Source organism: Thalassovita autumnalis, assembly GCF_001458255.1.
Classification (GTDB): domain Bacteria; phylum Pseudomonadota; class Alphaproteobacteria; order Rhodobacterales; family Rhodobacteraceae; genus Thalassobius; species Thalassobius autumnalis.
The window spans coordinates 158489-185338 of sequence record NZ_CYSB01000039.1 but is presented as its reverse complement, the minus strand read 5'-3'; the positions used below and the strand labels follow the sequence as shown (position 1 = coordinate 185338).

The following is a 26850-nucleotide window of genomic DNA, read 5'->3' as shown; positions in this document are numbered from 1 at the left end:
TGGTCTTATTGCTTCTCAAACAGCTCTGGTTTTTCAGCTTGAAGAGCCGCGATACGCGGTAACAACTGGCCGATGTGGCGGTGCATTTCACGCTGTGCTGCCAGTTCGTCACGGTTGCGAATGGCGTTGAACAGGGCGCGGTGCTCTTCCAGCGTTTCGGCCACACGGCCGGGCGTTGGCAGCAGCAGAAGGCGCGCACGGGTTACCTGCAGTGACACGGTCTGTGCCACATCGGGCAGCCGCTGAAAGCCGGTGAACTCCATCAGCAGGTGGTGGAATTCTTCATCTGCCTGATAGAAGCCGGCAGTATCATCGTCATCGACCAGCAGCTCCTGCAGGCGCATGTTGCGGCTGAGTTTTTTCAGCTGATCGTCGGTGATGTCGCGGGCCACCTTGGCAACCGTTGCCACTTCCAGCGCTTCGCGCAGGAACACACCCTCGCGGATTTCGTCCATCGAAAAATAGGACACATGGGTGCCGGATTGGGGCACCACATCAACCAGCCCGTCATTGGCCAAACGGGCGATGGCTTCGGTCACCGGGGCGCGTGAAACACCAAGTTTCTCACAGATCGGCGCCTTTCTCACATTGGCGCCGGGCGGAAAGTCCAGCGCCAGAATGGCCTCTTTCATTGCCTGATACACCCGTTGGGCCAAGGAGCCCTCAAGGGTCGAGATATCAGCAAGCAAGGCCGCATCAATGTCGTTCGTATTATCCATACTGATACATCTATCATTCTAACATGTTAGTTGACAAGTGTTGTGTTGGCAGTTTAGCCAAAAAGGGTCGGTAAGAGAGAAAGCAATGCTGAAATTGGAAAAAGATAATAAATTACAGGGTTTTGGTGGGGATTCGGATCGTAAGGTCCTGCGGCTGAATCCGCAGGACAACGTGGTGATCGCCCTGCAAGACCTGCCGGCGAATGCAGAATTGGTGGGCTATGATTGCACCACCCAGAGCCCTGTTCCACGGGGACACAAAATCGCCTCGCAGCCGATCGCATCGGGCGCAAATATGGTGCGCTACGGTCAGATTATCGGTCAGGCCAAATGTGACATCCTGCCCGGCGCCCATGTCCACAGTGACAATCTGGGCATGGGGGATCACAAACAGGATTACGCCCACGCCAGCGCCGCCGTGCCGTTGGAGCCGATCACCGATGGCCGGACGTTCATGGGCTATCACCGTGCTGACGGCCGGGTGGGCACTCGCAACTACGTGGGCATCGTGACCACGGTGAATTGTTCGGGGTCTGTTGCGCGGTTCATCACAGAGGCTGCGGAGCGTGCTGGCCTGCTGGAGCAGTTTCCAAACATCGACGGGATTGTGCCAATTGTGCATGGCACCGGCTGCGGCATGTCGGGGGTGAATGAGGGGTATGAGACCCTGTTCCGCACCCTGTCGGGCTACGCGCAGCATCCCAATTTTGGCGGCATCCTGCTGGTCGGGCTGGGCTGCGAAGTGATGCAGTTACAGGATCTGGTGGGCGGTCAGCCGATCCGCCCGGACGGGATCCTGCGCTACATGACGATCCAGAACGAAGGCGGCACCCGTCGCACGATCGAACGTGGGCTGGAGCAGCTGCAGGGCATCCTTGCCGAGGCCAACAAAGCCGAACGCGCCCCGGCCCCGGTCAGCGAAATCACCGTCGGGATGCAATGTGGTGGCTCGGATGGCTATTCCGGCATCACGGCGAACCCGGCGCTGGGCTATGCCTCGGATCTGCTGGTGCGCCGCGGTGGCACCACGATCCTGTCGGAAACATCTGAAATCTACGGTGCTGAACACCTGCTGACCCGCCGCGCCGAAAATGCCGAGATCGGTGAAAAACTGATCGAACGTGTGGTCTGGTGGGAAGATTACTGTGCCCGCAACGGCGGCGAGATGGACAACAACCCAAGCCCAGGCAACAAGCGCGGCGGGTTGACCACCATTCTTGAGAAATCGCTGGGGGCTGTGGCCAAGGGCGGCATGGCGCCGTTGAGCGGGGTCTACAAGTTTGCGGAGAAGATTGACCGCAAGGGCTTTGTCTTCATGGACAGCCCCGGCTTTGACCCCTGTTCGGTGACCGGTCAGGTGGCCTCGGGGGCGAACCTGATTGTCTTTACCACCGGGCGCGGCTCGGTCTCGGGCTATCAGCCGACACCCTGCATCAAGCTGTCCACCAATTCTGAAATGTACGCCCGCCTGTCTGAGGACATGGACCTGAACTGCGGGGACATTGTGACCGACGGGATCAGCGTTGAGGCGAAGGGTGAGGAGCTTTTCGAACTGCTGATCCGCGTGGCCTCGGGGGAGAAAACCAAAAGTGAGGAGCTGGGATTTGGGGGCGTGGAATTCGTGCCCTGGCAAATTGGCGCGGTGATGTAGCGCCGCCGAACCGAAACGGACGTTCAAAGAAAGAAGGGAGGAGACATGTCTAAGCTGGTCGAGATGACGGGGATTGAAAAGTATTTCCCCGGCGTGCACGCGCTCAAAAGCGTGCAGTTCGATATTGCCCCTGGCGAGGTACATGCTCTGATGGGGGAAAATGGCGCGGGCAAGTCCACGCTGATGAAGATCCTTTCTGGGATCTATCAGCGCGACGGTGGTGATCTGATCATCGCAGGGCAAAGCGTCAATCCGACAACACCGGGGGAAGCACAGGATCTGGGCATCGGCATCATTCATCAGGAGTTGAGCCTGATGAACGACCTGACCGCCGCGCAGAATATTTTCATCGGCCGCGAGCCGCGCAAAAGCTTTGGCCGGCTGGATGAGGTGGCGCTGAACGCCAAGACGGCAGAAATCTTTGCCTCGATGAACCTGAACCTTGATCCCAAGGTGCTGGTTGGGTCGCTGACAATCGCCAAGCAGCAGATGGTGGAGATCGCCAAGGCGCTGTCGTTTCGCTCCAGGGTACTGATCATGGATGAGCCGACAGCGGCGCTGAACGACGCCGAGATTGCTGAGCTGTTTGCCATCATTCGACGCCTGAAATCCGAAGGTGTGGGGATTGTTTACATCAGCCACAAGATGGATGAGCTGAAACAGATCGCGGATCGGGTCACCGTGATGCGGGACGGCGAATATGTGGGCACGGTTGGTGCTGCGGAGACGCCGATCAGTCAAATCATCGCGATGATGGTGGGCCGTGAGGTCAATGAGAAGCCGCTGGAGGTGCCTGATCTGGGCGGCGCTGAGGTATCGCTGAAGGTTCAGGGCCTAAGCCGCGGTAAAGAGATCAAAGATGTCAGCTTCGCGGTGCAGCGTGGCGAGATCCTGGGTTTTGCAGGCCTGATGGGCGCGGGCCGGACGGAGGTGGCACGCGCCATCTTCGGGGCGGACCGTCGCGACGCCGGTGTCATTGAGGTGCATGGCGCGAAGGTTGATATTCAATCGCCCAGCGACGCGGTGAAGGCCGGGATCGGCTACCTGTCGGAGGATCGCAAACACTTCGGTCTGGCGACGGGCATGAATGTGCGGGACAACATCGCGCTGTCCTCGCTGGATCTGTTTGCCTCGCGTCAGGGGGTGCTGAATGAGGATAAGATGGCGGACACCGCCAAATTCTTCATCCATCAGCTTGGTATCCGCACCCCGTCGGACAGTCAGGAAGTTCGGCTGCTCTCAGGTGGCAATCAGCAGAAGGTTGTGATCGCCAAATGGCTGCTGCGCGACTGTGACATCCTGATCTTTGATGAGCCGACCCGGGGCATCGACATCGGGGCGAAATCGGAAATCTACAAACTGTTGGAAGAGCTGGCGTCAGAGGGCAAGACGATCATCGTCATCTCATCTGAACTGCCCGAAATCATGCGCCTCAGTCACCGGATCGCGGTGATGTGTGAGGGCCGTCTGACCGGCATCCTGCCCGGCGGCAAAGAAACAACCCAAGAAGACATCATGCAGCTGGCGACCCAACGGGATGCCGCCATGCGTGTAGCGGAGACAGTCTAATGAGCACCGTATCTGACGTGAAAGAAAAATCCCCACTGGCCAATCTGGGCGACAGTGGCGCCTATCAGAAGCTATTGGCCTTCGCCAGTTTGATCGCCTTGCTGATCGGTTTCTCGATCGCTTCGCCGAACTTCATGCAGACCTCAAACATGATCGCGATTCTGCAGGCGACCTCGGTCAACGGGGTGTTGGCGGTGGCGGCGACACTGGTGATCATCACCGGGGGCATCGATCTGTCGGTGGGCACGCTGATGACCTTCTGCGCGGTGATCGCCGGTGTCGTGCTGACCTACATGGGCATGCCGCTGCTGCTGGGTGTTGCCGCTGCAATTGGCGCAGGCGCGCTTTGCGGCCTGGCCTCGGGCACCTTTGTGGCTAAGATGAAGATCCCGCCGTTCATCGCCACCCTTGGCATGATGCTGATCCTGAAAGGCCTGTCGCTGGTCATCTCGGGCACCCGGCCGATCTATTTCAACGACACGCCGGGGTTTGACCAAATCTCGCGCGGGTCGCTGATCGGGGAAGTCATTCCGGCGCTGCCGATCCCGAACGGGGTGTTGATCCTGTTCCTGGTGGCCATTGCGGCCTCCTACATCCTCAGCCGTACAGTGCTGGGCCGCTACACCTTTGCCCTTGGCTCCAACGAAGAGGCTGTGCGCCTGTCCGGTGTGAACACTGACGCCTGGAAAATGCGCATTTACGCGCTGGCCGGCGGTATCTGCGGTATCGGCGGTATCCTGATCGCCTCGCGCCTGAACTCGGCACAGCCGGCCCTTGGTCTGGGCTATGAGCTGGAAGCGATTGCAGCGGTTGTGATCGGCGGCACCTCATTGTCGGGCGGCCGCGGCACCATCCTTGGCACCATCATCGGCGCCCTGATCATGGCGGTTCTGACCAATGGTCTGCGCGTCCTGTCAGTGGCGCAGGAATGGCAGACCGTGGTGACCGGCGCGATCATCATTCTGGCGGTTTATGCTGACATGGTGCGGCGCAAGAAATCGGGCTGAGGCCCGTGGGGTGGGATCCCTGACCCGCCCCAACCAACCAACGACAACGTGACATTAATTGGAGGAGTTACAAATGCTTACACGTCGTTTTATCCTGGGTGCCCTGAGCGCCGCAGCCCTGACCGCCCCTGCCTCAATGGCATCGGCCGCAGATGAGCTGTACATCCCGCTGGTCTCCAAAGGCTTCCAGCACCAGTTCTGGCAGGCGGTGAAATCCGGTGCTGAGCAGGCCGCCGAAGAGTACGGTGTGCGCATCACCTTCGAAGGCCCGGACAATGAAACCATGGTCGACCGTCAGATTGACATGCTGGCCGCCGCGCTGGCCAACAAGCCAGCCGCAATCGGTTTTGCCGCGCTGGACAGTCAGGCCGCTATTCCGCTGCTGCGTCAGGCCAATGAGGCCGGTATCCCTGTGATCGCTTTCGACAGCGGCGTTGACAGTGACATCCCGCTGGCCACTGCCACCACCGACAACGCGCTGGCGGCCGGCATGGCGGCTGATAAGATGGCCGAGCTGATCGGCGGCAAAGGTAAGGTTGCCGTTGTGGCGCACGACCAGACCAGCCGCACCGGCATCGACCGTCGCGATGGTTTTGTGAACCAGATCGAAGCGAACTACCCCGACATTGAGGTTGTGACCGTACAGTACGGTCAGGGCGACCACCTGAAATCCACCGAAGTGACCAAAGCCATCCTGACCGCCAACCCGGATCTGGACGGTATCTTCGGCACCAACGAAGGCTCGGCCATCGGCGTGGTGAACGGTGTGCAGGAACTGGGCACCAAAGATCTGGTCATCATCGGCTATGACAGCGGTAAAGCGCAGAAAGATGCGATCCGCAGCGGTCTGATGGCGGGCGCGATCACCCAGAACCCGGTGGGCATCGGCTATGAAACCGTGAAAGCAGCGGTGATGGCGCAGAAAGGTGAAACTGTCCCGGCGCTGATCGACACGGGCTTCTACTACTATGATGCCAGCAACATCGATGATCCGAAGGTTGCTGCGGTTCTTTACGACTAAGACCTGAAACCTCCCTGAATGGCCCGCCACTGGCGGGTCATTTCTTTTGGGGGACCTTTATGGCGCGTCGCGCCGGGGCACTTCCAAAAACCTGTGATTCTGTGGTTTCTACGGCCTGAAGTTGGCGCGCAGTTTGCGCTAGAGTGTTCTCGGAGCACTGTGCATAGGATTGCACAAGTCGCTGTGCCATGTGGTTGTGTTCATCAGGTCACAGAGGCCTAAAAGTAATTGCTGCAAGGCAACCTATTTAGGTTGATTGCGCCAAATCCCTCCCCTAAAACAAATAAAAACCTGCACTAAAGTACAGGCGAATACAAATTCAAGTGGTCGACATTGCGCCTACTCGCGCGGTTTACCTGAGGGAAATTAGGGCCAGAGGCAGGCCAGGGGGCAGAATTCATGAAGCAACAGTTTTTGCTGGGCGCCGTTGTGGCTGCGCTGACGCTATCGGGCTGTGCAAACTCAACCAGCAAGGCCACGCCAGAGCGGCTGGCGGCTTTGCGTGATGCGGGCCTGGATCAAAAGGCCGGTGAAAAACTGGATAAACGTCTGGCCAAGACACTGGCCCGGGGCCAGAAAAACGGGGACCTTGAGGGGCAGTTTGCCGACCTCGGTCAGGAAGAGGGCGCGGATCTGGCGACCCTTGTGGCGGCCGCACTGGAAAGAAACCCCCGGATTGGGGCGGCAGCACAGAATATCAATCTGGCCGACGCGCAGCGGATGAACGCCATCTTCGGCTACCTGCCGCAGGTCCGCTTTGTGCTGGATTACAGCAATATCCAGCAAAGCGTGATCGATAGTGACAACGAAGTGTTCCAGCTGGGTGAGGCGGAATATCCGGTTCAATCGATGCAGCTGCGTCTGGAGCAGCCGATCTTTGATCTGGCGCGGATCTTTGGCATTCAGCACGCGGGCAATGCGCGGTCACTGTCTGAGGTGGAATATATCCGCACCGTGCGTGATGTGTCTTATGAGGTGCTGGATACGTATCTGGTCGCCTCGCAGGCCCGCACCCGCTCGCAACTGCTGCGCCGTCGTATGGCGTTGATGTCGCGTCAGATCGACAGTCAGGATGTGCTGGATGAAACCGGTCTGGGCGATTTGGTGAAATCAGCCTCCCTCAGTTCAGAACGCTCAACATTGGCCGCCGAAGAGGCTATGGCCGCCGCCGAATATGCCGAAGCGCTGGGCACGCTGGCGCGTCTCACTGGCCAGCGGATCGATGAGGTGCCGCGCATCACCATGCCGCGTGGCCTTGTCGGGGCGGAGCGGAAGATGAGCGCGGATGACGCCGTGGCGCTGGGTCTGAAAGAAAACCCGTTGATGATGGCGGCAGCGCTGACGGCGGTTGGCGCTGAGTTGGAACGGCGCACTGCGATTGCCGATGATTTCTCGCCCGTGTTGATGGCCTATGCCTTCATGAAGCAGGAAGATCGCGCAGACAGCCGGTTTGGCGGTGGCTCTCTGACCGAGGACACCACCATGGGCATCAGCCTGACCATTCCGCTGTTTAACGCGGCAGGTGAAGGCTATGCGATGCTGCCGGCCACTGTGCAGGCGCGTGCGGCGACGCTGGATTACCATGCCCGTCAGCGTGAGTTGGAAACCAACATTCGCGCCACCCATCAGCGTATGGGTGAGCTGCGCAAGGCGCTGTCGCAATCGACCCGTGCCTCCAGCGCTGCGGCGCGGGCCTTCCGGACCGAAAAGCTGCGGTTTGACAATGGCCAGTCGGCTGAGATCGCCGTTGCCGCGCGGGAGTTGCGCTATGCGGTGACGCGGGAACGGGTGGCTTATTATCAGGTGGAATACATCCGGGCCTGGGCGCGTCTGCAGTATTTGGCGGGGGCAGATCTCAGCAAGGCTGAGCTGTGAGCGTGCGGGCGCACTGGGGGCTGCTGGCCTTATCGCTGACCGCAATGATCGCGGCTGGTCCGGCTCATGTGTTGGCCGATCAGCCTGTGCTGTCGAAAGAAGAGTTTGCCGCGCGCGCAGGTGCAGCGGCGCCTGCATTGCGGCAGATCAACTGCACCGTCAAACCGCTGCGCGTTGTCGAACTGGCCGCGCCCTCACAGGGCACGGTTGCCAAGGTGCATGTACGCCCCGGTGATCAGGTGAAGGTCGGCGATCTGCTGGTTGAGTTGGACACCACCATCCTGAAGGCCGAGTTGAACGTGGCCAAGGCACGGGCGGCGGATCTGACTGAGCTGAACGCCGCCAAGGTGCGCCGCGATGGGCTGGCGATCAAAGAGGCGCGGTTGGCCAAGGCCAGCGCGCAGCGTGCGGTTTCGGTATCGCAGCACGACGCGGCGGTGCTGGATCTGGCCCTGGCTGAGGCGGAGATCACACAGGTTGAACAGGCACTGGCGCTGGCCGCGCTGGAGGTTGAGCGGACCAAGACGATCCTGGACTCGATGCAGCTGCGCAGCCCGGTCGCGGGTGTGGTTGGCGAAAACCTGATCGATCCGGGCGAGGCCGCAGGGCAGGAGCCTGTGGCGACCCTTTATGTGAACCAGCCGCTGCGGGTTGAGGCCTTTGTGCCCTCGGCCCTGATCAGCAGCTTTGCCGCGCAGGATCGTTTTGACGCGGCGATCGGCACGCCTGTGGCGCAGCACAGCCTCAGCCTTGATTACATTTCGCCGGTTGCTGACCTGGCCTCAAACACCATCAGCGTTTTCTTTTTGCTGTCAGCCGACAGCGTGTTGCCCGGCAGCAAATGCCAGATCGATCTGGCTGCGGCACGGGTGCAGGAGTGATGAAGTTGCAAAAGACAAACCAAACCTTGCCTTTGAGCCTGCTAATGGCGGCCACCACATTGATGGCCCCGCAGGCCATGGCGCAGCAGGCGGGCAACGGGCAGCTGACCGTTGGGGTCAGCCATTCCACGCTTTACGGTTCCACCGCTGATATCAGCCTTTCGGGCGAAGATATCGCCGGCAGCGGCGTGGATGTGGAGCTGGAACATCGTCTGGGTGACGAAGGTCAGGGCAGCCGGGCCAGCATCACCAAGACCTGGGATCTGGGGCAAAGCGCGCTGGGCGCGGACAGCTGGGCCGCCATTGAGGTGAACGGCGCGCTGTCGGATTGGGATATCCGCCCCTATAGCGAAAGCCATATCGGGCTTGAGCTGCAGTTTGGCGCGGCATTGGGGCAGACCCTGTCCTGGCAGGGCAGCCTGTTCTGGCAGCGCGATGAGCTGGATGACCTCGACAGCGGCATTTCCCCGATCATCGCGGCGGATAGCGGTGAAAGCGAAGTGGCCGGTCTGACCCTGGGGCTACATTGGGACAGTGCGCGTGGGCGCGAACTCTTGCAGCCGGGCACCTCGGCGGCCTTGGGCGGCAAGCTTTCGGTGGCGCAGCAGGGGCGGCGGGATAGCCGGCACCTCTATGCCAGTTTCGAAACCACGCAGGCGCTGGCCGGTCGAACGGTCTGGCGGCTCAGCGCCAGCGGCGGGGCGGTGCGTGGCACGGGGGATGACGGCTATGTGCATATCCTCGACCGCGCCTTCCTTGGCGGCAAAGCGCCACGCGGCTTTGCCTCGGGCAGTGCTGGGCCGCGCGACACCAGCACCGGCGACGCGCTGGGCGGCACCAAATACCTGACCGGCAGCGCCGAGGTTCTGACCCCCGGCTGGCGAGACGACGTGGCGCTGGGTGTGTTTTACGATTTCGGCAGCACATGGGATCTGCCCGGCATTTCAGGTGTCGATGACAGCCGCCATTGGCGCAGCAGCGTTGGTGTCTCAGGACATTGGCAAAGCCGTTACGGCGATTTGTCCCTGTCCTGGGCGGCCCCGATCAACAGCCAAGACATTGATGAAGAACAGCGCCTGTCGCTGTCTTTGAACGCACGTTTTTAACTGGTCCCGAGTGAGTGGGTGACGCCTGTTTTTAGGCACGGAAGCATGGAGATTTCAGATGGGTCATAACAGCAAGATCACACGGACCAACGCGGTCAAGGTGGCACCCCTGTCGGTGGATCTGAAAACCGGGCTGCTTGAGCCGCGGGTGATGCTGGATGCAAATCTGGAATGGGATCTCAATGCTTCCTCCGCGTTGACCTCCGTGCTGGCAGGCATTGCGCAGTCCTTTGAGGATCAGTTCACCGCGGTCAGCAATGTGCTGGAGACCTTCACGGATCAGGCCGAGGATGCCTTTGCCGCGATCAGCCCGCTGTTGGAGACCAGCCAGGGCATTCTGGCGGGGGCCAATGACACTGAGGTGGTGGATCTGAACCCGGTGGTTGAGGTGGCAGACCGGATCACCAAGGCGATCACCGATCTGAAGGGCACCCTGCAAGAGGTCATCGATACCGCCACGTTTGACACGATGGCTGCCAATATCAACAGCGTGATCGGCGCCAATAAGGTCAGCGCGGCGGATCTGGGTGGGCTTTACACCTATGCGAATTTTGCCGATGGCACTGTGTCAGACGACATCGATACCTTCATTGCGGGGCTTGGCGTTTCGAATACGGCAACGGCGCGGGCGGCGTTTGATGACAATCTGGCTGCGGCCTTTGGTCTGGGCAGCAACGAAAACTTCGCTCTCACGCTGACGGATGTTGGGCCTGCCGACAATAAGCTGATCACCTTCACCCAGCAGAAGGACGGGCTGAACAACGACATCACCACCGCGGTGGATGTGGCGATTAACCTGCCTGAGGTCTTCACCGATATGACCTCCATGCTGCAGCAGGCCATTCCCGGTCTGACCCTGCCGATTGATATCCTGTCCGGTTCGGACAGCGGGGCGTTGATCTCCTTCGAGCTGCAAAGCATCGCGGTTTATGACGATCCGGCTGAGGGCAATGCGCTGACGCTGGATCAGGTTGGCCTCAACATTCACAACTTTGACTTCGCGCCGCTGGTACAGGTCGGCGGCGCAATTGATGCGGCGGTTGGGGCCGAAGCCTCGCTTGGCCTTTTGTCGCTGAATGTGACCGCGCTGAAACTGGCGACCTTTGGTGTTTATGCCGAAACCACATCCGGGTTTAACCTTGGCTTCCAAGCCGATTTCACCGCCGGCCCGGTGCCCAGTAACGAATGGTTTGGCCATGGTCACAGCCTGAGCGTTGAGGCGCGTATCCAGGAGGTCGGCAGCGATACTGCTGTGGCCTTTGGTGGGGTGGATCCGCACCGTCTGGCCGAAGTGGCCTTTGACGGGACGCTGGCCTTTGGGTCGGTTGATCAGAACTTCTCGGGTGTTGTGGGGTTCTCTTCGGTGTTGGACACCAACAGTGCCAGTGGGTTGGTGCAGGGGATCAGCGATACCGCAACGGCGGATTTTGATCTGACCCTGAACGGCGGTGTGGCGGATGTGTCGCCGGAACTGGCCGCAGCGATTGAAAACGCCATCGAAGGCTTGGCCGCGATGGGCGTCAGTGAGATGACCGGCTTCCTTGAGGATGTAGGCAATACCATTGCCAGCGCCTTGCGCGATGCGGCCTTTGATCTGGCGATTCCGCTGACCGATATCCGGATGAGTCAGGTGATTGATGAGGTGGCTTCGGTCTTCTCCACCCTGGCGCAACAGTTCACCATCAACCCTGATGCCTTCGGCATGACGCAGGAAGTCCCTGACCCAAATCCAGCAAATGACGGTCAAACGCTGACGGAGAAACTGCCCAACAGCCTGATGGGGGCCGCAGACAGCCACGACGGTCTGGCGCTGAATGATGCGCAATGGGCCGAGTTGCTGGCCTATGATCAGCTGCAACTGGGCATCGTGACGCCGGATGGCAATCCGACCTCACAGATCGTGACCATCGATCTGTGGACCGGAGGGGTGGACACCAGTGATGAACAGGCGCGGATGAACAGCCTGCTGGACGCGCTGAACGGGGCGCTGGGCACCTATGGGATCACCGCTGCCCTGTCTTTCCTTGGTGGTCTGAAGCTGAGCAGCACTGCAAACGGCAGTGGCAATTACAACAGCTTTGCTGTGCTGGCCGGGCGCCGTCAGAGCGATGGCAGCTGGGATGACACCGTGTCCCTTGCGCAGTTTGGGTTTGACGACGGGCAGCTGTCTGAGGCCGAGAATGCCTTTAGCACCGATGGCGGGGCCACCAAATTCAGCGGGACCATTGCGCGGTTCACCACCGGCGTGTCAGGGTTTGAGTTTGGCACCTTCGATATGACCGCTTTGGAGGGTGTTTCCTCCGTTCGGTTCACCATTACGGTAGACGGTGAAGAGCAAGAGGTGGATGTGCAGTCCAGCTCTGGCCCTGGGTTTGGATCGCTCAGTGGGTTCATCGCGGATTTCCAAAGCGCGCTGGATGGCAAGGGCTACCATGTCAATGTCAGCACCAACGCGGCTGGGGATGGTCTGGCCTTTGACCGTGGTACGGATGCCGATGGCGCCGAAGAAACCCGTGGCTTTGAATTCAACGTGGATCCGTCCAAGCTGATGAAGGCGCTCAGCGTGGATACGCTGATTGATTGGGTGAACACCGAGCTGGACAAAACCATGCCGGGGGCCACGTTGGAGCTGACCAGTGAGGGTGAATTGATCTTCAGCTTCCCGGATCTGGTCAAAACCCTATCGATCACCGGCGATGATGGTGTCACGCTGAACACCGGCGATCTGTCGATCGGGGTGTTGAACAACATGTCGCTTGAGGCGGCGCTGGCGGCTGAGATGCGGGCGCAGTTCTCCTCGGGGATAGGGATTGATCTGGCTGGTCTGGCGACCGATTTGATCACCGACAGTGGTGAAGCCAACGCGCTGGAAGCCAGCCGCGGGTTTGGTGATGAGCTGCTTGATGCGGTGTTGGACAACACCTTCCTCAACGATCTGTCGCTGGATGTCGGTGTGACCGGTTCGGCGACGGATATCATCGGCACGGCGGATCTGGGGATTGTTTCGGTCAACATCGGATCTGAGGACGCCAGCCAGAATATTCTGGCGCTCGACACCCAGTTGCAGGCGACGCTGATCGGCCGTGACGGTGAGGGCGCGTTTAACGAACAGCTGAGCTTCCGCAACCTTTACGAGGCGGTGGCCGATAAGGTGGATCTGGTGGACGGTGAGGTGGTGCACACCCAAGCGCCTGGGATCGGATCGCTGTTGGGCCGCTTTGATCTGAAGGGCGGCATTGTGGTTGATGGCGCGGGTCAGGCCCTTGCGGCAGGGGGTGCACCGATCGCAAATGCGGGTGAGATCCAGCATGTCACCGATGCCTTTGGCTACACCGGCGGGGATGAGCTGGCGCAGTTCCTGTTCCGTCTGGGGGACGTGAAGATCAACGTCGCAGGCATCAGCGGCATCAACGAAGATCTGGTCGATGGCATCAGCGCCACCATCCTTGATCTGAAGGACATTCAGGGCAGCTATGACGTTCAGCTGCTCAGCAACGATCCCAATGCGCTGGCCGCGATTGATGGTCTGAGCGCGCTGGAAGATGGCGATATCCTCGACACGCTGGTGGCAATTGCCAATGTGCTGGTTGTGGTGGGCGATACCCTGTCTGAAAAGATGCCCTTCCTCGACGCCAATATTCCGCTGCTCAACCTGTCGATCCTGGATCAGATCCAGTTTGCAGCCGACTTCCTGCAGGCGCTGCAGGATCTGCGCAATGATCCGCAGTCCGGTCTGGATAAGGTTGAAGCTTATCTGGAAGGGGTCTTTGGTCAGGATACGGTGACGCTGACCTGGGATGGCGATGCCCAGACGATCCTGTTCGACCTGGAGTTCAAATTCCTGGAGGACTACCAGAAAGAACTGCCCTTCAATCTGGACCTTGCGGCGCTGCTGGGTGATCAGCTGGCCGATATCGTCGGGCCGGATCTGGCGGATGTGGTCAGCGGTTTGGTTGACGTTTCCGGCGATGGGGCGCTGATCTTTGATCCCGATCTGGCAATGAAATTCTCCTTCGGGATTGATCTCAGCCCGACGCTGGTCACCCCGACGGTGATTGCGCAATCCACACAGGACATCAACGCGCTGTCCACAGTCAGCAGTTTCAATCTTGCGCCGGGCGGCGGCAATGATCTGCGTCTGACTTGGATCGACAATGACACCGGCGAACAAAAACGGGTGGAGGTCAATCTGGAAGGGTTGACCACATTGGGCGATGTGGTTGCGGCGATTGACGCCGCGGTGAAGGCCGAGTTTGGCGCAACGGTCAGCTTTACCTATGATGAAGCCAGCGGTCAGATCACCCTGTCTGACAGCAACAACACCATCATCGACGACACTGATGTGACCGCACTCTTCGGTGCCGGCGAAGTGACAGGAACTGATGACGGCGGTGCCCTGACCGTGGCGCTGGATGCCGGCTTCGCCGCCTTTGCGGATGAATTGATTTTCACCGTTTCGGTAAACGGAACCCCGGTGGAGGTGACCATCCCGGCCGAGGCGGACCGGACCCGTGCGGGGTTCATCGCGGCGGCCAATGTGGCGCTGCAGAACACCTATCTGGCGCGCAATGTGCTAAGCGCCTCCGCCCTGCCGATCCCGGCGGTGCAGCTGTCTAACCTGTTTGATCTGGTGGACGATGGCGGCGCGCTGAAACTGCGGGCAACTGATTATCCGCAGGCGTTGGGCTATGAGGCAATCACCTTCACGGTCAGCGGCGACGATAAGTCCCAAGACATCGGCTTCAAGGTCGAAAGCCTTGGCGGTTCCAACGTGGCGCGGGCCTTGGGCTTTGCCGGGAACAGTGATTTCAGCGCAGGCGATATGACATCTGAGGTGATCTATGACGGTGTCACTGTTGGTGCGCCGCGCGTCTATCTGGACACGGTCAACACCGGGATCATTGCCAGCTTCACCGCGGGCGTAAATGACGGGCTGGAGCTGAAGCTGGGCTTGGGCCCGATTGAGGTGATGGTTGAAAACGGCCATGCGCTGATCACCGCCGGCGACGATGCAGGGTCGCCCGCGTTCCTGAGACTGGGCATCAATGACATCGACGGGGATGAACACGCGGATCAATATGATCTGAGCCATGTGTTTGAAATCTCAAATGATCCTGCCGTGGGCTATGCCGATCTGTTTGATCTGGACGCGGCGATGGCGATCGATGTCTTCCTGCCGATGAGCGACACGTTGGGTCTGTTTGATCCCACCACTGATGGGTTGAGCTGGAAGGCGGATCTGCTGGTCACGCCGGATGATTTTGTGCTGGCCAACCTGACCTCAGCCAATTGGTCCACTTCGCTCGAAGGGGCGCTGATGGACATTTACAACGGCGTGGCGCTGGCGGTTGGCGACGGTCTGGGTGAAATCAAGTTTGAGATGCCCGATCTGTCAGAGTTCTTGGAGAACCTGAACGTTCTGGCGATCCTGAACGATCCCAAGCTGGTGCTGGGTGGCCTTGATATGCTGCTGAACCAGATGCAGCAGATCTTTGATGATTACCTCAGCGGGATCAATCTGCCGGTGGTCGGCGATGCGATTGGCGCGGGCGTGACCTTCTTTGACGAATTCCGCCTGAACGTAGTGCAAAAGGCCCTGGCCTGGGCGGAAACCCCACTGCCCGATGGCAGCTACCCCACCACGGTCGATTTCCTGACCGGCGTGGTGAACGACGCTCTGAACGATCTGTTGGGCACCTCGGGCACGCAGTATCTGCAGGCCTATCTGAACACCGACGGCGCGACTAAGGACAGCTACCTCTACGTGGCGCTGAACTTCAACGCGATCATCTTTGACGAAGAGGTGGCGATTGATTTTGACCTTGGCGTGCCGGGCTTTGATCTTGCGGTTGAAGATGGTTCCAAGGTGCGGATGACGCTGGATTACATCGTCAACATCGGCTTTGGTTACGATGGCAAGGGCTTCTTCCTGCTAAATGACACCGATGAGAATGAGGTCAGCATCGACTTCACCGTCGATGCAGGCAGCTTTGAGGGCTCGATGAGCTTGTTTGGCATTCTGGGTGTGAATGCTGAGGCGGTGACCGTCACCAATGGCACCGTGACGGAACGGGCCAGCGCCAGCGGCCAAAGTGGCACGGCGCAGCTGACCGCCAGCCTGGGTGCTGATCTATATGGTGATACTGGCCTGCAGATCCTGAACCCCGATGATCAGCCAGACGGCACCGGCGGTGTCACTGCGGACAGCGCCTATCGTGATTTCAGTGGCGTGGATGTGCGCGATGGTCTGGGCAACCGGATGCACTGGGAAAAGGTGGTCTATCTGGCGCAGCTGGATACCAGCAACCTGATCAGTTTTGACTTCGTTGCCGGCTTTGACATCCAGATCGGTCTGGAAGCCAACGTGCTGAACCCGGAAACCGGGGAGCCGATCGAATTTGGTGGCGCGCAGGTCATCCCAAGCGTGATGACCGAGCTGATCTTTGAAGGCGGCTACAGCGTTGCTGATGGTTTGAACATCGACAAGCTGATGTTCAATCAGGTCCGTCTGGACGCCAATGTTCTTTATGATGCGTTGCTCGCGCCGATCCTTGATCCGGTCATGGGCTTCATTGAGCCGCTGGCCGATTTCTTCAAGTTCCTGTCGTCGCCCCCCGTCAGCTTCCTGGTGGATATTCTGGGCAATGTGTTCCCGATCATCGCGATGGCGGACACAGTGATCACCGTCGGCAATCAGGTCACTCAGATGCTGGTGACGCTGAACCGTACGGGCGGAATGGTGATCTTTGGTGACTATGACTTCACCGGCAATGCGGATGACATCGAAAGTGGTGAAACCACCATGTCCAGCATGGATCAGTCCAACATCTCGCGGTCGAACGCTGACTCCGCGACCCAAGGTGGTGGCTTTGGTGTCTTCGGCGATCCCAACAAAGGCCTCTCGGCTGAGCTGCCGCTGCTGACCGATCCCTTCTCGGCGCTCAACATTCTGTTGGGCAACTTTGATGAAGTGGATCTGGTCCGTGCCAAGTTCACGTTGTTTAACGTGAACACCGGTGTGATCGACGTGGCTGACAAGCTGCTGAGCGAATTTGGTATGCCTGGTTGGGTCAGGAAAATTGTCCAAAGCGCCTTCAAGGCGACCTTTGAGGCACGTTTCATCGCCAAGTTCGAAGTCGGCTATGACATGTCGGGCATTGTGAACTTCGTGAATTCCTATGACCCTGAGCGTCTGCTGGATGGGGTCTTTATCGACGCCGCACCGGGCTCCTTGGTGGATGCCTATCTGGGCGCTTCGGTGCGTCTGAATGCAGGGCTTGCCGGGTTGAGTTCCAACTTCCACGTCGGGGTGCAGTTGAGCTTCAACGATCCCAATGATGACGGCAAATTGCGCATCCCCGAACTGATCGCACTGGTTGAGGCTGCAGCTGATTCACCCGGTGATACGCTTGGCTATCTGTTCCGCGGCAGCGCCAGCTACAAGTTCAAGCTGAGCGTCTGGGCCGGGATCAGCCTGCCCTGGCCGCTGCCGGATCTGAAATGGTCGACCACCGTCTTTAACTTTGGCGATTCAATTGATTTTGGCGGGCTTAAGCCGTCGGCGCAGCTGGCAACTGATCTGGGCGACACGGGCAACACCGCGATCATGAATGTGGGCGCGCGTGCCGGTGGCAGCATGTCGACCATCGAAGGCGACGGCGATGACCGGATTGTTGTGGATGGGCCCAATTCACCTTTCCAGGTGACGCTTAACAGCGGTGGCCAGACGATCCAAGGCAGCTTTGATCAAACCGCCGGGGCCATCATCGTGCCGGCCGGCAATGGTAACAACACCGTCGATCTGAGTGGCGTCAACAACGGCATCCCAACCGTGACCTACACGGGCACCGGTGCGGATCAGATCACCCTGCCGCCGTCTGGTGTGCATGTGGTCTTTGCCGGGGACGGCATTGACCGGATCACCGCACCCGCCGGGGCAACCGGGACCTATGTGATTTTCGGTGAAGGGGGTGCAGACACCGTCAATATCCCAAGCGGCAATGTGATCTACTTTGGCGATGATGATTTCGGGATGCGGGATCTGTTCCTCAGCGAATTTTCCAGCGGTGGCGTCACTGAGGCGAAGCTGCTGGCGCTGCTGGGCATTGATGCCAGCGGCAATCCCAACCCCAGCGCTGCAGCCAATTATGACTACAACGGCGGCAAACTGAATCTGCATAGCCTGTTGTCGGTCTATACCGCGGACACCCAGCTGAAGGCGGCGAAAGACGTTGAAACCGTCACCGTGGGCAACGGCAACCACGTGATCCTGACCGGTGCTGGGGATGACCAGATCACCGGCGTTCTGACGGGTACGGGCAATGTGCATGTCTTCTCTGGCGCTGGGGAGGATGTGATCTCCATCGGTGGGTCGGATGTTTACATCGAAGGCGGCGCCGGTGCGGATCTGATCAAGGTCGACGGCGCCCGGACCGAGGTCTGGGGCTGGGGCAAAGCCGCAGGCGAAGACGGGCTGACCGCGTCTGAGGCGATCAAAGCCATGGCGCTGAAAGACAAAGGCGACATCCTGATAGGCGGGTCCGGGGCAGACCAGCTGTTTGGTCAGCTGGGTCAGGACATTCTGGAAGGCGGCGCTGGTGCGGATGTGCTGGCTGGTGGTCTGGAAAACGACCTGATCAATGGCGGCCTTTTCGACATGTCCGACAGTTCCGGCAGTGCATTGGCGCTAAGCGATATTGATCTGAGCGTGCAGCGAACCTCTGGCCTTGTTGTGGCCAGCGAAGACATTGCTGATGGCAATGACACCGTGCGCGGTGGCGATGGTGCCGATGTGCTGATCGGCGGCGGCGACCGCGACAGCATCTCGGGCGGGATTGGCAATGACATCCTGCTGGGTGATTTCGGCACGGTGACCTTCTCGGCCAGTATGGTGGCGAAACACGCCACCACAACCTTTGACACCAGCAGCAATGGCGGCACCGATGTGCTGAAAGGCGAACAGGGCAACGACATCCTGATCGGCGGCCTGTCTGATGTGGGCCTGCCTGAGGTGCTGGAGGATTACGAAGGCAACAACATCTTCCTGGGTGACTTTGGTGAAATTGCCGGGTCGCGCATCCTTGAGGTGCCGACGCTGATCCGCGGCATCGCCAGCGCCAGTGGTGGCGACGATGTGATCCGGGCCGGGCGCGGCAATGACATGATCCTTGGCGGCGAAGGGGCCGATGAGATCTATGCAGGCCTGGGTGCGGATTTCGTGCTGGGCGATCTGGGACAGATCGATCTGACGGGGCCGTCGATGACGGGCACCGGTTCGGCGCATGATGGCAATGACACCATCGTTCTGGGTGTGGATACACCGTCTGAATACACCAGCCCCGCGCTGGAGGATCTGATGGATGTGGTGATCGCGGGTGGCGGCAATGATATGATCGCGGCGCAGGCCGCGGGTCTGGCCGTGCTGAGCGACAGCGGCACCATCAACATGACCTCTGTCGGGGTGAACGCCCTGCGCAGCTATGTGCCGCTGGGCAGCACCCCCACCAGCGATGAGGAGGCCGCCGACGCAAGGGCCAAGAACCTGATCCGGGCCATGGTGTCCGATATGATCAGCGCGGCCCACAGCGGTGACGGCGCGGACCAACTGACCACCACGGGCGGTGATGTGGCGGCGATCCTTGGCGGCGGCGCGGACGTGGCGACCCTGGCCGATGGCACCACTTACGTCATGGGTGATGACGGCTCGATCCGCATTGATGACAACAGCAGCTACACCGGCCGTGAGGTGGTGATGACCAGCACCGCCAGCGTGACCGCCGGCAATGGTGACCGGATCACTGCAGCCAATGGCACGGCGTTGATTGTTGCTGGCGATGGCAATGACACGATCAGCGCGGGCAACGGCACCTCCGCGGTGATGAGTGACAGCGGCACGCTGACCCATGACAGCCGCAGCGCTGATCTGTCGGTTTCCCTGGTTGCGGATGTCACCCCGGGCAGCGGGGATGATCACGTCACGGTTGGCAATGGCGACATGCAGCTGATGCTGGGTGAGGGCGCAGATACGCTGATTGCAGGCAATGGTGATTTTGAAGTGCTGGCCGATTCCGGCACCCTACGCAACAACGCGGCAGAGCGGTTCCTGCAGTTGGATGCCAGCCAGGCCGGTGGCAATGATAGCCTGACCATTGGCGCAGGGGATCACATTGCAGCATTGGGTCTGGGCGATGATGAGGCGCGCTTTGGTCTGGGCACCGCCGCGGTGCTGGGCGACGTTGGCACGTTGAGCCTGACCCGCAGCACCGGCGATCTGCGCCTCAGCTCTGACGGGATCACCGCTGGGGGCAATGATGATGTGACCACCAGTGACGGCAACGATTGGGTGCTGCTGGGCTCCGGCGATGACACTCTGGCGGCGGGTGATGGTGACAACCTGATCCTTGGCGACAACGGTGTGATTGATGTGACGGCGGCAGAAACCACGCTGACCAGCACCGACGATGCCACCGGCGGCGCGGATAGCGTGACCTCGGGCACTGGCAATGACTGGGTGAACCTCGGCGAGGGTGCCGATTGGGCGCACTTGGGCGCGGGTGACAACCTGGTGATGGGCGACAACGGTGTGATCCGTGTCGCGGGCACCAGCACCACCCTGACCACACAGAGCCCGGCGCTGGGTGGCAACGACACCATCACCGCGCTGGGCGGCAATGACATGATGGCGCTGGGCGACGGCGCGGATGTGGCCGATCTGGGTGAGGGCAACAATATCGGTCTGGGTGATAACGGCGTGATTGCCGTGACACCGGTGCAGACGCGGGTGGAAAGCAACACCGCCGCGGAGGGCGGCAATGACAGCCTGACCTCCGGCGCCGGGCTGGACGTGATGGTCCTTGGCTCCGGCGATGACACTCTGGCGGCGGGTGATGGTGACAACCTGATCCTTGGCGACAACGGTGTGATTGATGTGACGGCGGCAGAAACCACGCTGACCAGCACCGACGATGCCACCGGCGGCGCGGACAGCGTGACCTCCGGCACTGGCAGTGACTGGGTGAACCTCGGCGAGGGTGCCGATTGGGCGCACTTGGGCGCGGGTGACAACCTGGTGATGGGCGACAACGGTGTGATCCGTGTCGCCGGCACCAGCACCACCCTGACCACGCAGAGCCCGGCGCTGGGTGGCAACGACACCATCACCGCGCTGGGCGGCAATGACATGATGGCGCTGGGCGACGGCGCGGATGTGGCCGATCTGGGGGAGGGCAACAATATTGGTCTGGGTGATAACGGCGTGATTGCCGTGACACCGGTGCAGACCCGGGTCGCTACCTCCAGCCCTGAGCTGGGCGGCAATGACAGCCTGACCTCAGGTGCGGGTCAGGACACCATCGTTCTGGGCGTCGGCGATGACACTCTGGCGGCGGGTGACGGGGACAACCTGATCCTTGGCGACAATGGTGAGATCCTGGTCAACACCAGCGGCATCAGTCAGGTGTTCGCGACCCATGGTTTGGATGGTGCGGACACGATCACCACAGGTGCAGGTCTTGATGTGATCATCGGGGCCTTGGGGGCTGACAGCATTCAGGCGGGCCATGGCGATAACACTGTGATTGGTGACATGGGGATCATCACCCAAGACGCCGGCCTTGCCGGCGCGGCAACGCGCACGGCTGTGACACAGACCGTGGGCACGGGGGACAATGACACCATCACCGCGCTGGATGGGGTTGATGTGATCCTTGGCGGTGCGGGTGCGGATCGGATTTCCTCGGGCGCGGGTGACGATCTGATCCTTGGCGATGATGGCAACTGGACCTCTGCCCATATGTCCGGGCTGGGTCAGGCAACGGTTGAGGTGATGCAGACCGGTGGCGATGATTGGATCGATGCCGGTGCAGACAATGACATCGTGATGGCCGCACAGGGCAATGACACCGTTCTGGCCCAAGCGGGTGAAGATGTGGTTCTGGGCGACGATGGCACCGTGACCTTCCGCAATGAAACTGATGTGGAAACACTGGTGCTGACCAATCAGGACCGTGGCGGTGATGATGAACTGACCGCGCTTGGTGGCGCGGGCGACAACATCATCATCGGTCAGTTCGGCAACGACAGCATCACCGGCGGTCTGGATGATGACCTGTTGGTCGGGGATCTGGTCACCCTGCACTTTGACAGCTACCAAAACGTGCTGCCGGGTCAGTCTGCCTGGGACCGGATGAGCCGCATGGTTGGCATCCGCGAAGATCTGGGTTTTGACGACACGCTTTATGGCTCTGATGGTGATGACTTCATCATGGGCGGTTTCGGCGATGACATCATCTATGGTGAGGCCGGTCAGGATTTCCTGATCGGGGAAACCGTGATCTACGTCCGCAGCTGGTCGTTCAACACCGAAGGTCTGCTGGATGAGGTGATCACCATCGACACCAACTTTGCCTTCCTTGATGGCGGATATGATGAGATGAGCGGCGGCAGCGGCTTTGACATCATGGTGGGCGGTCTGGGCCCGGATCTGTTCTACGGCGACACGGCTGAGGATCTGCTGCAGTCCGATGGTTACGCGGGCCTGTTCCGCGCCACTTGGGGCATTGATGGCTTTGTCGGCGACACCCCGCACCGGGCGCTTTACACCTCAAACTATGCGGGTCTGGGCGCCACCGATGTGGTCTCTGCCGCGCAGGAAGAGGATTCCATCGGTGTGCCGCTGAAGTTCACCTCACCCGAAGAGGTCGAGGATGACGTTGTGGCCGAAGAGACTGAGATCGAAGTGCCTGAGGGCTATCAGGCTGAGGCGCGGCCGCTGCAACGCGGTCAGATCGTGGCCCATGTGCTGGCCTATCTGGAAAGCGCCGCGGTCACCGATGCGCTGGCCAATGCAATTGCCGCCGGGGCAGATCTGGATCTGGTACGCGGGGCGCTGATTGAAAGCGCGATCAACGATCTTGGGTCCCTGTCGCGCATGGGCGCGGTGGAGTTCGAAGCGCTGATCGGTGAGGTGGTGGATTATCTCCTCAGCAGGGTTGTCACTGACCGTGATGCGGTTACACAGATGGAAAAACTGGCCCTTGCGGCTGAGTGAACTGGCCGCGTGACTTGGCTGAACAACAACGTAGATGTGAGACGGATAACATGACGGAAAAAGTAACCGGCGCCCCGACCGCCCTGAACGGCACGACCATCAACTGGGATGACAGCGAAATGGTCAGCGCCTACGCCAATGTTGGTACGGCAACGGCCAACCGCGAAGAGTTCTTCTTGCTGTTTGGCACCCACCAGCATTGGCGCGGCAGCCGTGAGGAAACCGCAGAGGTGGATGTGAAACTGGCCAATCGCATCGTGATGAGCCCCTTTGCGGCCAAACGTCTGGCGGTGATCCTGACCCAATCGATCAAAGCCTATGAAAACCAGTTTGGTGAAATCGAAACCTGATTGAGCGGTTGCGATGCTGGAAGATGTAAGCGCGGTTCTGCAGTTTGAGGCAGCGCCAGACGCCGATGCGGTGGTGCTGAAGGGTGCCTTGCCTGCGGGGATGTCTGTCCAGGATCTGCGCGCCATGTGCGCCGATAAACCCAATATGCGAAAACTGGCAGAGCGGCTGGCGATTGTCCTGCCGGTCGCCACTACGCTGCCGCGCTGGCAGGCCTGGGTCTTTGACACGGTGCCACCGCTGAATGCGCTGTCAGCACTGGTGCAGGACATTCAGGCGCGCGGGGCTGCGGTTCTGGCGGCCTCTGGTGCGGCGCAACCCGGGCAACAGGGCGCAGAGGCCTCTGTCACTATGGCCGATGGTCAGGTCGCGCCCGATACGGCAGCGGTGGTGGCCCTGACCGCGCTGGGGCAGGGCAGCAAACGCGGGGTCAAAGCGGTGTTGCAGGTCATCGCCAATGCGATGATTGAAACCGGCTTGTGCCAGTTTGCGGCTTTGGCCGAACTGCGCCGTGGCAAGGTGCGGGCGCTGACCTTAAGTGATCAGGTCGGCGAACCCTACGCAGATGAGTTGCGCCATGTGATCCTACACCAGATCGGTGATGAACCGCAGCAACGCCGCATCCCTGCCAATGACTTCACTGCTGAAAACCTGGATCCCGCCCTGTTGGGCGACATGTTCGGGGGCGGCGATCTGGTGCTGGACCTGCCCGCCCCTGGTACTCATGGCTATGCTTTCATGCTGTTTGGCGCCACCGCGCAGGCGGAAACGCAGCTTGCCGCGTTAAAGGCGGTGTTGGCGGCGGCCCTGCCGGGACGCACCCCGCGCCCCATGCGCGCCTTGGCGTTGCGCGGTGCGGCGCTGACCACAACGGCGGCGCTGCTGGTCTGGCTGGCCTTGCCCGCCCCGTTGAAAGTGACCGCAACCGCAACCAGCCTGCCAGCCTCAGCCCAGGCGATGGCACTGCCGTTTGAGGCCTTTCTGGAACAGATGCATGTGCGGGTGGGCGATCAGGTGGTCGCTGGCGATCCCATTGCCGATCTGCGGGCGCCGAACCTGCTGGATCAGCGCGCCGATCTGGTGGCGCAGATCGCAATTGAAGAGGTTTCGGCACAATCGGCCCTCTCGGCCAATGACTACGGGGCCTATGTCCTGTCAGAACAGAAGATCGCGCAGAACCGCAAACGTCTGGATCAGCTTGAGGAGCGGCTGGCGCAGTTGCGGCTGCGCGCGCCTTTCGACGCCCGCGTGGTGCAGGCGCTGGGGCATGAGGTCCTGGGTGGCTACCAGCCCACCGGTGAAAACATCGCTGTGGTTCAGCCCGAAAACCGCTATGCGGCGCGGCTGAAGATCGCCCGCGTTGATGCGCCACTGTTGCAGGTCGGTCAAAGCGGTGTGATCTGGTTTCGCGGCATATCCGGGCAGGAGTGGCAGCTGGATGTGACCAGCGCCCCCAGCCTGACCGTGGACCCCACCACAGGCGAAGAAGAGCTGACCCTTAAGGCCGAACTGTTGGGGCAGGATCAGGCACGGCTGTTTGCGGGGCTGACAGGGTTTGCCCGGATTGAAACCGGTGAACAGATGCGGGTGCTGGTTCTCAGCCGTTATGCGCGGGAATACATCAGGATGAAGCTGTGGACCTGGTTCGACTTCCAACTCTGAGGCAGATCAAGCTGCGGCTGGCGGCTGAAGGGGGGCGGGCGATCTATCTGGCGCAGGACCTCTCAACCGGGCGTATTTTCACGCTGCCGGCCAAGGTGGCCCTTGCGGTGCGCAACAGTCAGATCGCGGTCAGTGATCCGCATCGAGCGGCTGACGCCAAAGCCTCGGTCGATGAAGAGGTTGCGAAAGAGGTCTACGGCTTCCTGCATATGATGAAGGCGGTGCAGGCCACCGATCTGCTGAAGCGCAAACCTTTCAATCCCTTGTTCATGAACCTGCCTCTGTTTGATCTGGGCCCCTGGCAGCGCCACCTGCAAGGTCTCGCGCGTCTGTTGGTCGGCTGGCAGAGCTTTGTGGCCTTGGCGCTGCTGGCGGTGCTGTGTTTTTCGCTGGGCGTGCGCAATAACTGGGCCATTCTGGAGGCGTTTCAAAACGTCTTTTCGTTGCAGGCGTTGCTGAGTTTCGGCCTTGTCGCCCCGTTTCTGAAACTGATCCACGAAGCCGGTCACGTGCTGACTGCCACACGCTATGGTGTGCGGGTAAGGCAGTTCGGGGTGATGGTGATCGGGCTTTACCCGATGCCTTTTGTGGATTGTTCAGATGCGGATATGACCGCGCGGCGACGCCACCGCGTGGCCATCAGCCTGGCGGGCATTGTGACGGATGTGTTCATCGGTCTTATTGCCTTTGCGCTCTGGCATGTGACCGAGGGCAATTTTTTCCATGTGCTGCTGGGCAATATCTTTGTGTTTTCGACGCTCAATTCGATCCTGTTCAACGCCAATCCGCTGATCAAACTGGATGGCTATTACGCGCTGACCGATGCCTTGGGGCGGCGCAATTTCTACACCCGGGCCATGGCCACGCTCAGCGGTGCGCGCGACTGGGTGGTGAGCTTTGGCGCGCAGGGTCAAAGCCTGCGGGGCTGGCGCCGCAAAGGGCTGGCAGGCTATGCGCTGGCCACCGTGCTTTACCGGGTGAACATCCTGTGGATTATCGCCAGCGCAATGATGCCGAAATACTTGGGGCTTGGTGCGGTCCTGACCGCTTGGGGGGCGTTGGCCATGTTTGCACTACCGTTCATGCGGGATCGGCCGCAAAACCCGGCCGCGGATCGCCCAAAACCCACGCGGGTGTGGGGCTGGCGCCTTGGGATCCTGTCGGCGGTTGTGGCTGGTCTGTTTCTGCTCAAATGGCCGTTTTCCACCGTTGTGCCGGTGTCCCTCGACATCACGGGCAGCTATCAGATCACCGTCCGCAGTCCCGGGTTTGTGGACACGCGCGCGCGCTATGGCCCGGTCACGGCAGGGCAGGTGATCTTGCAACAGGACAATGTTGTGCTGGCGGATGAACTGGCCATGCTGACTGAGGAGCTGCGCGGGGCGGCCCTTCTTTATGAGGCGGTGCGGGGCGCGGATCCTGCCAAGGCGCAGGCGGCACAGGAAAAGATCGCGTCACTGCAGGAACGGCAGGCCAATGTTCTGGCGGAGCAGGCAAACCTGACCCTCACCGCAGCGACTGCAGGGGTGTTCATGCCGCTGACCTCAATGGAGGCGCGGCGCTGGTTGGGGCCGGGTGATCTTGCAGGAGCCTTGCTGCCGCAGGAGGGCGCTGCGGTGCTGACCGGCGCCTTCCCTGAGCGGTATGTGACGCTTTACCGGGGTGGGGTGGATAAGGCGACGCTTAAGGTGGCGGGTCAGTATCAATCGGTGCCGGTCTCCGGTCTGGATCTGAGCGAAGTGATGCAGCGCAACAGCGAAAGCGGTGCGCGCAGTTGGCAGTTGCGCCTGCGTCATGAGGCGGCCAGCGCGGCCCAGATGGTTGGGCATCCGGGCCAGTTGCGCCTGTCGTTTGAACGGGCGCCAGCCTGGCGGCATCTGCAGTTCTGGTGGCAAGGCGTGGTTGAGAAGTATCGAAGCGCCCAGCTGATCGAACGGGAAACGCTTCTGGACTAGGTGCAGAT

The 26850-nt window shown here is 60.4% G+C and carries 12 protein-coding genes; 11 read left to right on the top strand and 1 reads right to left on the bottom strand.

Annotated features, from left to right (window positions below; genetic code table 11):
• Positions 1-5: 5 nt before the first annotated feature.
• Complete coding sequence (locus TL5118_RS16640) at positions 6-719, bottom strand: GntR family transcriptional regulator (RefSeq protein ID WP_058260810.1); 714 nt, start codon at positions 717-719, stop codon at positions 6-8.
• Between the two features lie 85 nt (positions 720-804).
• Between TL5118_RS16640 and TL5118_RS16635 the strand changes: the two genes are divergently transcribed.
• The 11 genes from TL5118_RS16635 to TL5118_RS16585 all read left to right on the top strand — a co-directional run bounded on the left by TL5118_RS16635 (position 805) and on the right by TL5118_RS16585 (position 26842).
• Entirely contained in the window at positions 805-2370 is a 1566-nt protein-coding gene (locus TL5118_RS16635; RefSeq protein ID WP_082626443.1) for a UxaA family hydrolase, read from the top strand.
• A 45-nt stretch (positions 2371-2415) separates the two neighbouring features.
• Positions 2416-3939 carry a sugar ABC transporter ATP-binding protein gene (locus TL5118_RS16630; RefSeq protein WP_058245442.1) on the top strand — a complete coding sequence of 508 codons (1524 nt, stop codon included), beginning with the start codon at positions 2416-2418 and terminating at the stop codon, positions 3937-3939.
• Positions 3939-4946, top strand: a complete 1008-nt coding sequence (locus TL5118_RS16625) for an ABC transporter permease (RefSeq protein WP_058245441.1) — start codon at positions 3939-3941, stop codon at positions 4944-4946. The genes TL5118_RS16630 and TL5118_RS16625 overlap by 1 nt, the downstream gene beginning before the upstream one ends.
• A gap of 73 nt (positions 4947-5019) precedes the next feature.
• The gene (locus tag TL5118_RS16620) at positions 5020-5967 is read left to right on the top strand and encodes an ABC transporter substrate-binding protein (protein ID WP_058245440.1); all 948 of its coding nucleotides are present in this window, start codon (positions 5020-5022) and stop codon (positions 5965-5967) included.
• Between the two features lie 399 nt (positions 5968-6366).
• A complete protein-coding gene (locus TL5118_RS16615) occupies positions 6367-7842 on the top strand; it encodes a TolC family protein (RefSeq protein WP_058245439.1) in 1476 nt (491 codons plus the stop codon).
• Between the two features lie 2 nt (positions 7843-7844).
• The gene (locus TL5118_RS16610) at positions 7845-8723 is read left to right on the top strand and encodes an efflux RND transporter periplasmic adaptor subunit (RefSeq protein WP_131727455.1); all 879 of its coding nucleotides are present in this window, start codon (positions 7845-7847) and stop codon (positions 8721-8723) included.
• A gap of 5 nt (positions 8724-8728) precedes the next feature.
• Complete coding sequence (locus TL5118_RS16605; RefSeq protein WP_165590060.1) at positions 8729-9829, top strand: BamA/TamA family outer membrane protein; 1101 nt, start codon at positions 8729-8731, stop codon at positions 9827-9829.
• Between the two features lie 58 nt (positions 9830-9887).
• On the top strand, positions 9888-22877 hold the full coding sequence (locus tag TL5118_RS16600; RefSeq protein ID WP_058245436.1) for a calcium-binding protein: 12990 nt from the start codon (positions 9888-9890) through the stop codon (positions 22875-22877).
• A gap of 50 nt (positions 22878-22927) precedes the next feature.
• Positions 22928-23227 carry a DUF3467 domain-containing protein gene (locus tag TL5118_RS16595; RefSeq protein ID WP_058245435.1) on the top strand — a complete coding sequence of 100 codons (300 nt, stop codon included), beginning with the start codon at positions 22928-22930 and terminating at the stop codon, positions 23225-23227.
• Between the two features lie 13 nt (positions 23228-23240).
• Complete coding sequence (locus TL5118_RS16590; RefSeq protein WP_058245434.1) at positions 23241-24887, top strand: efflux RND transporter periplasmic adaptor subunit; 1647 nt, start codon at positions 23241-23243, stop codon at positions 24885-24887.
• Complete coding sequence (locus tag TL5118_RS16585; protein ID WP_058245433.1) at positions 24860-26842, top strand: site-2 protease family protein; 1983 nt, start codon at positions 24860-24862, stop codon at positions 26840-26842. Before TL5118_RS16590 ends, TL5118_RS16585 begins: the two co-directional genes overlap by 28 nt.
• Positions 26843-26850: the final 8 nt, after the last annotated feature.